Here is a 13,126-nt window from a genome sequence, read left to right as displayed (position 1 = left end):
TTCATGCATGTACATGACTTTGCCAACTTGTCATGCGTTACTTGTCCGTTGACTCCTGACCGTCGGAGGCCGCGTCCGGGGTCTCGCCGGCGCCGGCCTCGTCGCCGCCCTCCGCGCCCTCGGCCGCCACCGCCGCCGACGTCTGCCCCGGCTCCGCGGGCTTGCCCGAGACCGGTTCGGCCGCTTCCTTGGCCGCGGTCAGCAGGACGGTGTCCTGCGGCGCCTGGTCCTCGAAGTTCTCCGGGTGATGACAGGCGACCTGCTGGCCCGGCCTGAGCTCCAGCAACGGCGGCTCGGTCGTCCGGCAGATCTCGGTCGCCTTCCAGCACCGGGTGTGGAAACGGCAACCGCTCGGCGGGGAGATCGGCGAGGGGACGTCGCCCCTGAGCAGGATGCGCTCGCTCTTGGTCGCCCTGCGCTTCGGGTCCGGGATCGGCACCGCCGACAGCAGCGCCTTGGTGTACGGGTGCAACGGCGCGGCGTAGAGCGACTCCCGGTCGGAGAGCTCGACGATCTTGCCGAGGTACATCACCGCGATCCGGTCGGAGACGTGCCGCACGACCGAGAGATCGTGCGCAATGATCACGTAGGTCAGGCCGAGCTCTTCCTGGAGGTCGTCCAGGAGATTCACCACCTGGGCCTGGATCGACACGTCGAGCGCCGAGACCGGCTCGTCCGCCACGACCAGCTTCGGGTTCAGTGCCAGCGCCCGGGCGATACCGATGCGCTGACGCTGACCGCCGGAGAACTCGTGCGGATAGCGGTTGTAGTGCTCGGGGTTGAGGCCGACCACCGACAGCAGCCGCTGGACCTCCTTCTTCACCCCGCCCTCCGGCTCGACACCCTGGAGCCGGAACGGAGCGCCGACGATCGTGCCGATCGTGTGCCGCGGGTTCAGCGAGGAGTAGGGATCCTGGAAGATCATCTGCACGTCGCGGCGCATCGGGCGCATGCTGCCCACACCGAGATGTGTGATGTCCCTTCCTTCGAACTCGACCTTTCCCGCGGTCGGTTCGAGCAGCCGGGTGATGAGCCGGCCCATCGTCGACTTGCCGCAGCCCGACTCGCCCACGACGCCGAGCGTCTCGCCCTTGCGGACCTCGAAGTCGATCCCGTCGACGGCGCGCACCGCGCCCACCTGCCGCTGAAGCAGGCCCTTGCGGATCGGGAAGTGCTTCTGGAGACCGGTCACCTTCAGCAGCGTCTCGCTGGAGGTCGCGCCCTCGGCGGCATCCTGGCCTTCGCTCTGTGCAGGAATCGTCACTGCTTTGTCCTCGCTCACAGCTTCGGCGCAATCTCTTCGTTCCAGATACGCTCCCGCTGCTCCTTGCTCATGTGGCAGGCGGCCCAGTGCTGGCCGCCGACTTCGGTCAGCTCCGGGCGGACCGTGCGGGTGACGTTGTCCTTCGGGATGTCCGCGTACGGGCAGCGCGGGTGGAAGGGGCAGCCCGAGGGGACATTGATCAGGGAGGGCGGGGCTCCCTTGATCGGGATGAGGCGGTCGGTCTGCTCGCGGTCGAGTCGCGGCATCGAGCCGAGCAGGCCCCAGGTGTAGGGGTGGCGGGGCTGGGAGAAGACCGACTCGGCCTCGCCGCGCTCCACGGGCCGGCCCGCGTACATGACCAGCAGGTCGTCAGCCATCTCGGCGACGACACCGAGGTCGTGCGTGATCATGATGACCGCGGAGCCGAACTCCTTCTGCAGATCCCGGATCAGGTCAAGGATCTGGGCCTGGACGGTGACGTCCAGCGCCGTGGTGGGCTCGTCGGCGATGAGCAGCTCCGGGTTGTTCACCAGCGCCATCGCGATCATCGCGCGCTGGCGCATACCGCCGGAGAACTCGTGCGGGTAGCCGTCGACGCGCTTGTCCGGCTCGGGGATGCCCACGCGGTCCAGCATCTCGACCGCGCGGTTCCTGGCGGCCTTCTTGGTGACGTCGTGGTGGACGCGGTACGCCTCCACGATCTGCTGCCCGACCGTGTAGTAGGGGTGCATGGACGACAGCGGATCCTGGAAGATCATCGCCATCTTCCGGCCGCGCAGCCGGCGTACCTCGTCGGGGTCGGCCGCGATCAGCTCCTGGCCGTCCAGCCAGACCTCGCCGGAGACCCTGGCGTTGACCGCGGACCGGTGCAGGCCCATCAGGCCCAGCGAGGTGACCGACTTGCCGGAGCCGGACTCGCCCACGATGCCGAGGGTCTTGCCGCGCCGCACATCGAAGCTCACTCCGTCGACGGACTTGACCAGGCCGTCGTCGGTCTGGAAGTGGATGCGCAGATCGCGGACGGAGAGGAACGCGTCGGCGTCGGGCTGGGCGGTGACGGTGGTCGGTTCGCCGAGCGCCGCCTTGTCGAGCTTGCTCACGAGTACCTCACGCGGGGGTCGATGGCGGCGTACACCAGGTCGACGATCAGGTTGCAGAAGACGATGAAGAACGCCGCGACCAGCGTCACAGCCATGACGATGGGCAGGTCGTTGTCCCGGATCGCCTGGATCGAGTACGCCCCGATCCCTTGCAGGGAGAACACGGTCTCGGTGAGCACCGCGCTGCCGATGAGAATGCCGAAGTCCATGCCGAAGATGGTGACGATCGGCGTCAGCGCGGATCTGAGGCCGTGCTTCGAGACCACGACGGACTCCTTGAGGCCCTTGGCCCGCGCCGTGCGGATGTAGTCCTCGCCCATGGTCTCCAGCATGCCCGCCCGGGTGAGCCGGGCGTAGAGGGCGGAGAAGAGGAACGCGAGGCTGATCCAGGGCAGCAGGAGATGCCAGGCCCAGTCCGCCGGGTTCTGGGTGAACGGGACGTAGTCGGTGCTGTCCCAGACCGGCCACTGGTAGACGAAGAGCCCACTCAGGATCTGGCCGGTGAAGAAGATCGGGAGCGAGACGCCGGCCAGGGCGATGAACATCGCCACGCGGTCGACCGGCTTGCCCTTGCGCAGCGCCGAGATCACACCGGTCGTCACTCCGAAGATCACCCAGATCACGGCCGCGCCGACGGCCAGCGAGAAGGAGACCGGGATGCGCTCGGTGAGCTGGGGCCATACCTCGATGTGACTCTTGAAGGAGTACCCGAAGCAGGGAGCACTGCAGTGCGTCGCGTCAGGTCCGAACTTGTAGTCGGCGCCGACGACGAGGCCCTTGATGTAGTCCCAGTACTGGATGTAGATGGGCTGGTCGAAACCCAGGTTCTTCTTGATCGCGGCGATGGACTCGGGGTTGGCGTCCTTGCCGACGTACTGGGTGGCCAGCTGAGTGGCTGTCTGGCCGCCCAGGCGGGGGACCAGGAAGAAAATTGCGAAGGTGACTGCGCTGACCACCAGCAGCAGTACCAAGGCGCCGAAGACGCGTCGGATCATGTACGCAGCCACAGCTGTGCGGCTCCGGGTGGCCGGGACGAGGGTGCGTCCCGGCCACCCGGTGCCTTCACCTGCCTTTCAGGAATATCCGGCCTGCTGTTACTTCGAGGAGCTGAGCAGCAGGTAGTCGTACATGCCGAGGTACGCCTGCGTCACAGTGACGTTCGTCGCGGACGTCGGCCTGTACAGCAGGTTCTTGCGGTAGACGAGCGGGACGACGGAGGCGTTGTCCATGACCATCTTGTCGATGTCACCCCACGCCTTGGTGCGGGCCGTGTTGTCCGTGTTGGCGATCGCGTCGGACAGCGCCTTGTTGATCTGCGGGTCGTTCAGCTCCATCAGGTTGGTACCGCCCGAGGGCTTGATGGCCGCGCCGTCGACGATCTGCTCCAGGAAGCCGTAGCCGGTCGGCCAGTCGGCGCCCCACGCCATGGACAGCATGCCGAGCTTGTGCTGGTGCACGTAGCTCGGGACACCGGCGAAGTTGGAGAAGTACTTGCCGGAGGGGAACTGCTTGATGTCGACGTTGATGCCGACCTTCTTCAGCGAGTTCTGGATGGCCGTGGCCTGAGCGATCTCGGTGGGACGGTCGGAACGGGCCGTCAGCGTGGTGGAGAAGCCGTTCGGCTTGCCGCACGCCTGGAGCTCGGCCTTGGCCTTGGCGATGTCGCCCTTGTTGCCCGCGGACGGGTACTTGTCGAACTTGGTGTAGCCGTTGACCGACGGCGGCAGCAGCGTGGAGGCCACGTCACCCTTGGGCGCGCCGCCCTGGGCGTCGATGATCGACTGCTTGTCGATCGCCCACTGCACGGCCTTGCGGCAGTGGATGTTGTCGAACGGCTTCACCTTGACGTCCAGCGCGATGTACGACAGCGCACCGGCGTACGGGTTGTCCGTCTGCTTGGCGTTCTTGCCGGTCAGCACCTTCGGCTGGGTCTGCGGCTGCACACCCGTGCCGGCGAGGTCGGCCGTGATCTTGTCGGCGAGCAGGTCGTTGTCGACCGTCACCGCGTTGACCTTGAACTTGACCGTGATCTTGTCCGGCAGCGCCTTGCGGATCGGGTCCGTCTTCGGGTCCCAGTTCTTGTTGCGCACGAGGACGGCGCTGGCGCCCTCCTGGTACGACTGGAACTGGTAGGGGCCCGAGGACACCATGTGCTGGACGTACTTCGCGCCGTCGTCCTTCGCCTGCGGCACCGGGGCCGTCTGCGAGAACGTCGCCAGGTAGTCGAAGTCGGCGAACGGCTGGTTCAGCTTGAAGACGATCGTACGGGCGTCCGGCGTCTCGATGGACTTGATGCCGTCGGGCGACTTGTCCTTGTAGGGACCCTTGTACTTGTCGCCGCCGACCAGGTACTGCTTGAAGTACGTGGGGCCGTTGGACAGGGCCTCGGGCGCGAAGTTGGAGCGCTCGACGGCGTACTTGACGTCCTTCGACGTGATCGGCGTGCCGTCCTGGAACTTCAGGCCCGCGCGCAGGTGGTACGTCCACGTCTTGGCGTCGGCGCTGGGCTTGCCCAGGGAGTCCGCCAGGTCGGGGACGACCGTGAGGCCGTCCTTGCCCGCGGCGGGCTTGAACGTCACGAGCGTACGCGCATAGAGACGGGAGAAGTTCTGCACGAACCCGTAGTAGGTGTTACCCGGGTCCAGGGAGTCCGGCACGTCGGACTCCTCCAGCGAGACCGTCCCCCCCTTCTTGCTCGACGCGTTGACGATGGAGTCCAGCGCCGCGTCCTTCTTGGCGTTGCCGCCACCACTGCTGTTGTTGTTGCCGCCACCGCCGCCACATGCGGCGGCACCCAGCGAGAGCGCCAGGGCCGTCGCGACGGCGGCGGTCACCCTTCTCGTCTTCACGTGAGGAAAGCCCCTCTATCGATGGATCACTTGCTGCGAGGGTCGAGCGCGTCACGCAGCCCGTCACCCAGCAGGTTGAAGGCCAGGACGGTGACGAAGATCGCCAGTCCGGGCACGAACATGTACTGCGGATCCGCTGTGTAGAGATCCACGGCGTTGCTGAGCATGCCGCCCCAGGAGGCCTGCGGCGGGGCGATGCCGACTCCGAGGAAGCTCAGCGACGCCTCGAAGAGGATGTTCGTCGGGATGATCAGCGTCGAGTAGACGAGGATCGGCGCGACGAGATTGGGCAGCAACTCCCGGAACAGAACGTGCGGCCCGCGCGCACCCAGGCTCTGGGCGGCCTCGACGAACTCGCGTCGGCGCAGGGTCATCGTCTGGGCACGCACGATGCGGCCGATGTACGGCCAGCTGAAGAAGCCGATCACGAAGATCAGGACGCCGATGCGCAGCGTGAGGCCCTCGAAGCCGAAGAAACCGTCCTGCACCGAGGCCGAGATGGCGATCGCGAACAGCAGCAGCGGGAAGGCCAGGAAGGTGTCCATCAGCCTGCTGACGATGCTGTCGACCCAGCCGCCGTAGTACCCGGCGACGACACCGAGGACCGTGCCGATCATCACGGACAGCAGCGTGGCGCCGACCGCGACCAGGAGCGACACCCAGGAGCCGTCGATGATGCGGGCCAGCATGTCGCGGCCGTACTGCGGGTCGACACCGAGCGGGTGGTCCCAACTCATGCCGCCCCAGCCGCCCTTGGGGGCCAGCAGCGCCGGGTCGATCAGGTTCTGGTTGAACTTGTTGGGGTCGAGCCCGAAGACCCACTCGATCGGCTTGGCGAGCACCGCCATCAGCACGAGGCCGATGACGACGATGCCGCCGGCCACGGCCACCTTGTCGCGCTTGAACCGTGCCCAGGCGATCTGGGTGAGTGAACGCCCTTCGATCTGGCTCTTCTTGGCCCCGGCGAGCACGGCCTCGGGCTGCGCTCCGGCTTCCGCCCCCGTGGTCTCGATCGGTGCGGTCACAATGACCTGACCCCTCTCGCCGGTGGTGACCGGCCTTTGTCCGCCGCTGTGGGCGGCTTGGTTCCCTTGCCTGCTGCGCGGTGGCCGCGTTGGTTGCGGCCCGACTGTCCAGGCGATCCTTGAGTTGGTACCGGTCGGTACCCGCTCACAGGATCGATGACCTCGCGTCTGAGAGGCGAGTCTTCAATGCGGTTGCGATCACGCGCCAGGTCTGATGGAGAAAGTATGCGCAACCGTGATGACGATCGAAGGATTCCGTTATCCGAACAGCAGATCACGACCGCCGGACATGGGTTAATTCGGACATTGGCGGAAACATCAGATTGTTCCGGGCGAGTCTACGCGCGGAGATCATCCCGGGGTCCGGCAAGGACCGAAGATGCCGTCTCAGTATCCGCCATGCACCGGTGGGTAGCCGTAGCCGCCCGCCGGGGCCTGTGCCGGGGCCGCCGCGTGGGCCTCGCGGTCGTAGAAGGGGCGGGCGCTCGCGCGCATCCAGAGGGCCACGGGGTCGTACTCGTCCGACATCGCCACCGTCGACACCGGCAGCCCGTCCGGGACCGCGCCGATCGACTGCTGCATCATCGCCCGCACCGAGTCCACGGCGGGCGGGCTCGTGTCGTACACGTCCAGTCCGATGGCGAGGTACGGCGCGCCGAGCGCCGGCTGCACCCAGGCGCGGCGCAACGAGCGGACGGCCGGGGTGCGGTGGGCGTTCTGCGTGAGCAGGGCGTAGAACTGCGGGATCTCCAGGGCGGGTTCGGACAGCCGCAGCGGGCCTGCGGCCTGGCGCTCCAGGCCGGTGGCGATCCGGCGCAGGTCCAGCCAGGGGATGCCCACGCCGCCGCCCGGGGCGTGCGGGTTGAGCCAGAGGCCGTAGTGGTCGGGGTACAGGGTGCGGGCGACGTCCAGGCCGTCGACCACCTCGTACGACCGGTTCCAGCCGCTGGCCGAGAGCTCCTGGGCGGAGGTGACGCACGGCGCGTAGCCGAAGCCCTCGACCTCCATGTTTCCGTACTGGGCGTCCGGGGAGCCCGCCTGGCCGTGCCACAGGAGCATCCAGACCTGGCCGGAGCCCGGGGTCGCGAGTGCGCGAAGGAGTGCCTCGTAGGCGTCGTAGCGCCCTGGCGTCACCTGGCGCAGCATCTGCTCGACGCTGCCGCTGAGGCTCGCGCTCACGTGTCGTACCGCCCCTTCGAAGAATGCCCCGCGTTCTTGTGACAGCTTAAGCGCCCGGTGGCCCGGGACCGGTTGCCCCTGCGGCGAGTGCGCCACCGGCGGCGGCTACGGATGATCCCCCGTGTAGAAGGGCCGTACCTGTTCGCGCATCCAGTGCGCCACCGGGTCGTCCGTGACGTCCAGGAGGACGAGGTTGACCGGCCACGGGGCCGGGATCCTGGTCACGGCCCGTTCCAGCGCCTGGAGGGGAAGCGCCCTGAGGTCGCCCTCCCGGTGGGAGAGTTCGACGCCGACGAACATCACCGGGTCCGAGGTCTCCACGGCCGCCAGGCAGCGGCGGGCCGAGACGACCACGCCCGTCGCCGCGAACTCGGCGGACGCGGCGGCCAGGAAGTCCACCGGGTCGTCCTGCCAGTCCGGTTCGTAGAGGCGGACGCGGGCGCCGGTGGCGGGGCCGTCCAGCGGGGTGCGGCCCGCCCGGCACAGTTCGGCGACGGCGGCCGGCGGGAGCGGGACGCCCACCACGCCGTCCGGGTTGATCGCCAGACCGACCTGCGGCGGCAGGCCGCGCGCGAACTCGACCGCCGGGGCGATCGTGTACGCCATGTGGGCGCCGACGACGTGCCGGAACTGCTCCTCGGAGCTGAAGACCGGGACGTAGGCCTGGCCCTCGATCTCCAGCGAGGGCAGGTCAAGGGGACCGCTGTGCGGGCCGCCGCCGCTCGGCAGCGGCACCCAGAGGAAGCTGCGGCCGAGCACCTCGATGATGCGGCCGCCCGCGTGGGGAATGCCGAGCGAGGCCGACAGCACCTCCTCCAGTTCGTTGCCGGGCCATCCGCCGTGCGGATGGGGGTGCGCCTGCATGGGAAAGTCCGCGGGAAGATCCGCCGGGAAGTCCATCTGTGTCCGACCGCCTGCTGAGAACCGCTGCTGCTGAGAACCACCGCTGATGGGAGCCGGTGCTGCCGAGAAAGCACTGCTGAGGCTGGAAAGGCTAGCGGGTGGGAGGGCGCGGGGACCCGGCCCAGGCCGTGAAGCCGATCCTGCGCAGCACGTCCGCCGCGTCCCGGTCCAGCAGCACCGCCGAGCCCACGCCCGCGGGCAGGTCACCGCGCTCCACGGAGCGGATCAGCCGCGCGGCCGCCGTGCGGTGCCGCAGGAAGGCGTAGCGGGAGACGCCGCGGCCGCGCTCGCGCTGGCCCCTGAGTGCCGTGCCCGGTGCGACGTCCAGGAGCAGCAGGTGCAGGGCGCCGCCGCGGCGGCGGGCCTCCCGGGCCAGCCAGCCGCGCACCCAGGCCTGGGTGCCGCAGTCGTGCACGACGGCGCCCCCACCGGCGGCGAGGGCCCGGCGCAGGCCGGCGAAGTGCGCGAGGCGGACCAGGGGGCGGTAGACCGCGTACGGCAGCATGCGCGGCACCCGGGCGGCCCATCGGTCGCGGGTGTCCTGGGAGTCGACGCGCGGGCCCCGCACGGCGCGCTCCATCAGCGTCGACTTGCCACTGCCGGGCAGGCCGGTGACGACCACGAGGTCGCTCGGGCCGAAGAGCAGGGCGTGCGGGCTGCGACCCGAGCGGTCGCGCAGGTCGCGGACCACGGGGGCCCGGCCGCCGCGGGCCTCCCGGGCCGGGGCCGCGGACTGCTTCGGCAGCGCGAGGGCCGAGGTCGTGGCGTACGCCGTGGGCCTGTTCACCGTGATCGTCCTCCCCTGGGCCGGGCGCGGATTCCCCGCCCGTCGAGTGTAAAGAGAAGGTAATGCGCCGCGCCTCGCGTTTTCGTGATCGCTCTGCCACAGGCCGGTTACAGATGCGGACCTGCCACCCGTGGAGAAGGCGTGCAATGATGTGCGCGCCAACTGCATACCGGCCGCTTGAATCCGCGCGGGAGAGTCCCCAGACCACTGGGGCGCCGAAGGAGCAAGTTCCTCCCTTGAATCTCTCAGGCCCCGTTACCGCGCGGGCGAGGCACATCTGAAAAGCGGGCCGCTGCGTCAGTGGCTCCACCCAAGGTGCAAGCTCCGATCGCCGCGCGATCAGGGCGAACCTCTCAGGTTCCGATGACAGATGGGGAGGAACGACCATCTGTCATGACTTGGGAGACGGACCGATGAGCAGTACCGAACCGCGCCGTACCGCGCTCGATGCCCTGCATCGCTCGCTCGGCGCGACGATGACCGACTTCGCCGGCTGGGACATGCCCCTGCGCTACGGCTCCGAGCGCGACGAGCATCTCGCGGTGCGCACCCGGGCCGGGCTCTTCGACCTCTCGCACATGGGCGAGATCACGGTCACCGGCCCCGAGGCCGCCGCCCTGCTGAACTTCGCCCTGGTCGGCAACATCGCCTCCGTGGGCCTCGGCCGCGCCCGCTACACCATGATCTGCCGCGCCGACGGCGGCATCCTGGACGACCTGATCGTCTACCGGCTCGGCGAGACCGAGTACATGGTCGTGGCGAACGCCTCCAACGCCCGGACCGTCCTGGACGCGCTGACGGAGCGGGCGGCGGCCTTCGACGCCGAGGTGCGCGACGACCGCGACGCCTACGCGCTGCTCGCCGTGCAGGGCCCCGAGTCGCCCGGGATCCTCGCCTCGCTGACCGACGCCGACCTCGACGGCCTGAAGTACTACGCGGGCCTGCCCGGCACCGTCGCGGGTGTCCCCGCCCTCATCGCGCGCACCGGCTACACCGGCGAGGACGGCTTCGAGCTGTTCGTGAAGCCGGAGCACGCCGTCGAGCTGTGGCAGGCGCTGACCAAGGCCGGCGAGGGCGCCGGCCTGGTCCCCTGCGGGCTGTCCTGCCGGGACACCCTGCGCCTGGAGGCCGGCATGCCGCTGTACGGGCACGAGCTGTCGACCTCGCTGACCCCCTTCGACGCCGGGCTCGGCCGGGTGGTGAAGTTCGAGAAGGACGGCGACTTCGTGGGGCGCGCCGCGCTGCAGGCGGCCGCCGAGCGCGCGCAGGAGAACCCGCCGCGCGTCCTGGTCGGCCTGGTCGCCGAGGGCCGCCGGGTCCCGCGCGCCGGGTACCCGGTCGTCGCCGGCGGCGCGGTGATCGGCGAGGTCACCTCCGGCGCTCCCTCCCCCACGCTGGGAAAGCCGATCGCGATGGCGTACGTCGACGCGGCGCACGCGGCGCCCGGCACGGCCGGGGTCGGCGTGGACGTCCGGGGCAGCCACGAACCGTACGAGGTCGTGGCACTGCCGTTCTACAAGCGGCGGAAGTAGACACTGGACGGGTACGGCCGGGGCCACGGACGTGACTCCGCGCACATCCCCCTGTTCCCTCACGCATCCAGCAGTCCCCCCTTCACCAGCACCTTCGCGCGTACAGGAGAATTCAGGCCATGAGCAACCCCCAGCAGCTGCGCTACAGCAAGGAGCACGAGTGGCTGTCGGCCGCCGAGGACGGCGTCTCGACGGTCGGCATCACCGAGTTCGCGGCGAACGCGCTCGGCGACGTCGTCTACGCCCAGCTTCCCGAGGTCGGCTCCGCGGTGACCGCGGGCGAGACCTGCGGCGAGCTGGAGTCGACCAAGTCGGTCAGCGACCTGTACTCCCCCGTCACCGGTGAGGTCACCGAGATCAACGAGGACGTCGTCAACGACCCGTCCCTGGTGAACTCGGCCCCCTTCGAGGGCGGCTGGCTGTTCAAGGTCCGGCTCGCCGAGGAGCCGGCCGACCTGCTCTCCGCCGACGAGTACACCGCCCAGAACGCCGGCTGAGGAGCCGTAGACGCATGTCTGTCCTGAACACGTCCCTGCACGAGCTGGACCCGGAGATCGCCGCCGCGGTCGACGCCGAGCTGGTGCGCCAGCAGTCGACCCTGGAGATGATCGCCTCCGAGAACTTCGCGCCGCTGGCCGTCATGGAGGCCCAGGGCTCGGTCCTGACCAACAAGTACGCCGAGGGCTACCCGGGCCGGCGCTACTACGGCGGCTGCGAGCACGTCGACGTCGCCGAGCAGATCGCCATCGACCGGATCAAGGAGCTGTTCGGCGCCGAGTACGCCAACGTGCAGCCCCACTCCGGCGCCTCCGCCAACCAGGCGGCGCTGTTCGCGCTCGCCCAGCCCGGGGACACCATCCTCGGCCTGGACCTGGCCCACGGCGGGCACCTCACCCACGGGATGCGGCTGAACTTCTCCGGCAAGCAGTTCAACGTGGTCGCCTACCACGTGGACGCGGCCACCGGCCTGGTCGACATGGCCGAGCTGGAGCGGCTGGCCAAGGAGCACCGGCCGAAGGTGATCATCGCCGGCTGGTCGGCGTACCCGCGGCAGCTGGACTTCGCCGCGTTCCGCCGGGTCGCCGACGAGGTGGGCGCCTACCTGTGGGTGGACATGGCGCACTTCGCCGGCCTGGTCGCCGCCGGGCTGCACCCCAACCCGGTGCCCCACGCCGACGTGGTCACCTCCACCACGCACAAGACCCTGGGCGGGCCGCGCGGCGGCATCATCCTGGCGAGGAAGGACTTCGCGAAGAAGCTCAACTCCTCGGTCTTCCCCGGCTTCCAGGGCGGCCCGCTGGAGCACGTGATCGCCGCGAAGGCGGTGTCCTTCAAGGTGGCCGCGGGCGAGGAGTTCAAGGAGCGCCAGCGGCGTACGGTGGAGGGCGCGCGCATCCTGGCCGAGCGGCTGACCGCCCCGGACGCCCGTGCGGCCGGGGTGAACGTGCTGTCCGGCGGCACCGACGTGCACCTGATCCTGGTCGACCTGCGCGAGTCCGAGCTGGACGGGCAGCAGGCCGAGGACCGGCTGCACGAGGTCGGGATCACGGTCAACCGCAACGCCGTGCCGAACGACCCGCGCCCGCCGATGGTGACCTCGGGTCTGCGGATCGGCACCCCGGCGCTGGCCACCCGCGGCTTCACCGCGGAGGACTTCGCCGAGGTCGCGGACGTGATCGCCGAGGCGCTGAAGGCACCGGCCCCCTTCCGGGAGGCCGACGCCGAGGCGCTGAAGGCCAGGGTCAGGGCGCTCGCCGACAAGCACCCGCTCTACCCGGGTCTGAACAAGTAGTTCCATGGCGGGGGCACCCGACGCCGTGTGCCCCCGCCCTCTCAGGAGGATTTCCCGTGGCCATCTCGGTGTTCGATCTGTTCTCGATCGGCATAGGCCCGTCCAGTTCCCACACGGTGGGCCCGATGCGCGCGGCCCGCATGTTCGCCCGCAGGCTGCGCAACGAGGAGCTGCTCGGCTCGGTCGCCGCGGTGCGCTGCGAGCTCTACGGCTCCCTGGGCGCGACCGGCCACGGCCACGGCACCCCCAAGGCGGTGCTCCTGGGCCTGGAGGGCGCCTCGCCTCGCACGGTGGACGTGGAGGGGGCCGACGAGAGGGTCGAGCAGATCAAGACGGAGCGGCGCATCCGGCTGCTCGGTGAGCACGAGATCCCGTTCTCCTTCGACGACGACCTCAAGCTGCACCGCCGCAAGGCGCTGCCCTACCACGCCAACGGCATGACGCTGTGGGCCACCGACGCGGACGGCGCGGAGCTGCTGTCCAAGACGTACTACTCGGTCGGCGGCGGCTTCGTCGTCGACGAGGACGCGGTCGGCGCGGACCGCATCAAGCTCGACGACACGGTGCTCAAGTACCCCTTCCGCACCGGCGACGAGCTGCTGCGGCTGACCCGGGAGACGGGCCTGTCGATCTCCGCGCTGATGCTGGAGAACGAGCGTGCCTGGCGCACCGAGGACGAGATCCGCGCGGGGCTG

The 13,126-nt window shown here is 69.4% G+C and carries 12 protein-coding genes and 1 riboswitch; of the genes, 4 read left to right on the top strand and 8 right to left on the bottom strand.

The window, feature by feature from the left end; all coding sequences use genetic code 11:
• Window positions 1-37: 37 nt before the first annotated feature.
• From ACIRPX_RS15225 to ACIRPX_RS15190, 8 genes are all read right to left on the bottom strand, one after another.
• Complete coding sequence (locus ACIRPX_RS15225; protein WP_404193671.1) at window positions 38-1,264, bottom strand: ABC transporter ATP-binding protein; 1,227 nt, start codon at window positions 1,262-1,264, stop codon at window positions 38-40.
• A gap of 14 nt (window positions 1,265-1,278) precedes the next feature.
• Window positions 1,279-2,364: an ABC transporter ATP-binding protein gene (locus ACIRPX_RS15220; protein WP_404193669.1), complete on the bottom strand. Its 1,086-nt coding sequence runs from the start codon at window positions 2,362-2,364 to the stop codon at window positions 1,279-1,281.
• A complete protein-coding gene (locus ACIRPX_RS15215; RefSeq protein ID WP_404193666.1) occupies window positions 2,361-3,371 on the bottom strand; it encodes an ABC transporter permease in 1,011 nt (336 codons plus the stop codon). Before ACIRPX_RS15215 ends, ACIRPX_RS15220 begins: the two co-directional genes overlap by 4 nt.
• A gap of 87 nt (window positions 3,372-3,458) precedes the next feature.
• Window positions 3,459-5,213, bottom strand: coding sequence for an ABC transporter substrate-binding protein (locus tag ACIRPX_RS15210; protein ID WP_404193663.1), 1,755 nt, complete (start codon window positions 5,211-5,213; stop codon window positions 3,459-3,461).
• 26 nt (window positions 5,214-5,239) lie between these two features.
• Entirely contained in the window at window positions 5,240-6,238 is a 999-nt protein-coding gene (locus tag ACIRPX_RS15205; protein WP_404193660.1) for an ABC transporter permease, read from the bottom strand.
• A gap of 387 nt (window positions 6,239-6,625) precedes the next feature.
• Window positions 6,626-7,384: an enhanced serine sensitivity protein SseB C-terminal domain-containing protein gene (locus ACIRPX_RS15200; protein WP_404194247.1), complete on the bottom strand. Its 759-nt coding sequence runs from the start codon at window positions 7,382-7,384 to the stop codon at window positions 6,626-6,628.
• Between the two features lie 138 nt (window positions 7,385-7,522).
• Window positions 7,523-8,317: an enhanced serine sensitivity protein SseB gene (locus ACIRPX_RS15195; RefSeq protein ID WP_404193657.1), complete on the bottom strand. Its 795-nt coding sequence runs from the start codon at window positions 8,315-8,317 to the stop codon at window positions 7,523-7,525.
• 94 nt (window positions 8,318-8,411) lie between these two features.
• Window positions 8,412-9,113 carry an AAA family ATPase gene (locus ACIRPX_RS15190; protein WP_404194245.1) on the bottom strand — a complete coding sequence of 234 codons (702 nt, stop codon included), beginning with the start codon at window positions 9,111-9,113 and terminating at the stop codon, window positions 8,412-8,414.
• A 172-nt stretch (window positions 9,114-9,285) separates the two neighbouring features.
• A riboswitch (glycine riboswitch) is annotated at window positions 9,286-9,378 on the top strand.
• A gap of 142 nt (window positions 9,379-9,520) precedes the next feature.
• Here ACIRPX_RS15190 and gcvT point away from each other — a divergent pair.
• The 4 genes from gcvT to ACIRPX_RS15170 all read left to right on the top strand — a co-directional run.
• Window positions 9,521-10,639 carry a glycine cleavage system aminomethyltransferase GcvT gene (gene gcvT / locus ACIRPX_RS15185; protein WP_404193655.1) on the top strand — a complete coding sequence of 373 codons (1,119 nt, stop codon included), beginning with the start codon at window positions 9,521-9,523 and terminating at the stop codon, window positions 10,637-10,639.
• A 119-nt stretch (window positions 10,640-10,758) separates the two neighbouring features.
• On the top strand, window positions 10,759-11,136 hold the full coding sequence (gene gcvH / locus ACIRPX_RS15180; RefSeq protein WP_404193652.1) for a glycine cleavage system protein GcvH: 378 nt from the start codon (window positions 10,759-10,761) through the stop codon (window positions 11,134-11,136).
• Window positions 11,137-11,150: 14 nt separating this feature from the next.
• Window positions 11,151-12,431 (top strand): serine hydroxymethyltransferase, encoded by a 1,281-nt coding sequence (gene glyA / locus ACIRPX_RS15175; protein WP_404193649.1) that lies wholly within the window; start codon window positions 11,151-11,153, stop codon window positions 12,429-12,431.
• A gap of 56 nt (window positions 12,432-12,487) precedes the next feature.
• Window positions 12,488-13,126 (top strand): serine dehydratase beta chain (locus ACIRPX_RS15170; protein WP_404193646.1); only part of this gene is annotated, 639 nt, incomplete at its 3' end.

Source organism: Streptomyces sp. NPDC101225 (assembly GCF_044767585.1).
GTDB lineage: Bacteria > Actinomycetota > Actinomycetes > Streptomycetales > Streptomycetaceae > Streptomyces.
Note: the sequence above shows the minus strand (reverse complement) of the source record. Positions and strands in the feature narration are given on the sequence as shown.

Coding starts and splice junctions, on each gene's coding strand:
- ACIRPX_RS15200 (WP_404194247.1), bottom strand. CDS start 7,384: ATGCTGCGCCAGGTGACGCCAGGGCGCTACGACGCCTACGAGGCACTC.
- ACIRPX_RS15195 (WP_404193657.1), bottom strand. CDS start 8,317: ATGGACTTCCCGGCGGATCTTCCCGCGGACTTTCCCATGCAGGCGCAC.
- gcvT (WP_404193655.1), top strand. CDS start 9,521: ATGAGCAGTACCGAACCGCGCCGTACCGCGCTCGATGCCCTGCATCGC.
- gcvH (WP_404193652.1), top strand. CDS start 10,759: ATGAGCAACCCCCAGCAGCTGCGCTACAGCAAGGAGCACGAGTGGCTG.
- glyA (WP_404193649.1), top strand. CDS start 11,151: ATGTCTGTCCTGAACACGTCCCTGCACGAGCTGGACCCGGAGATCGCC.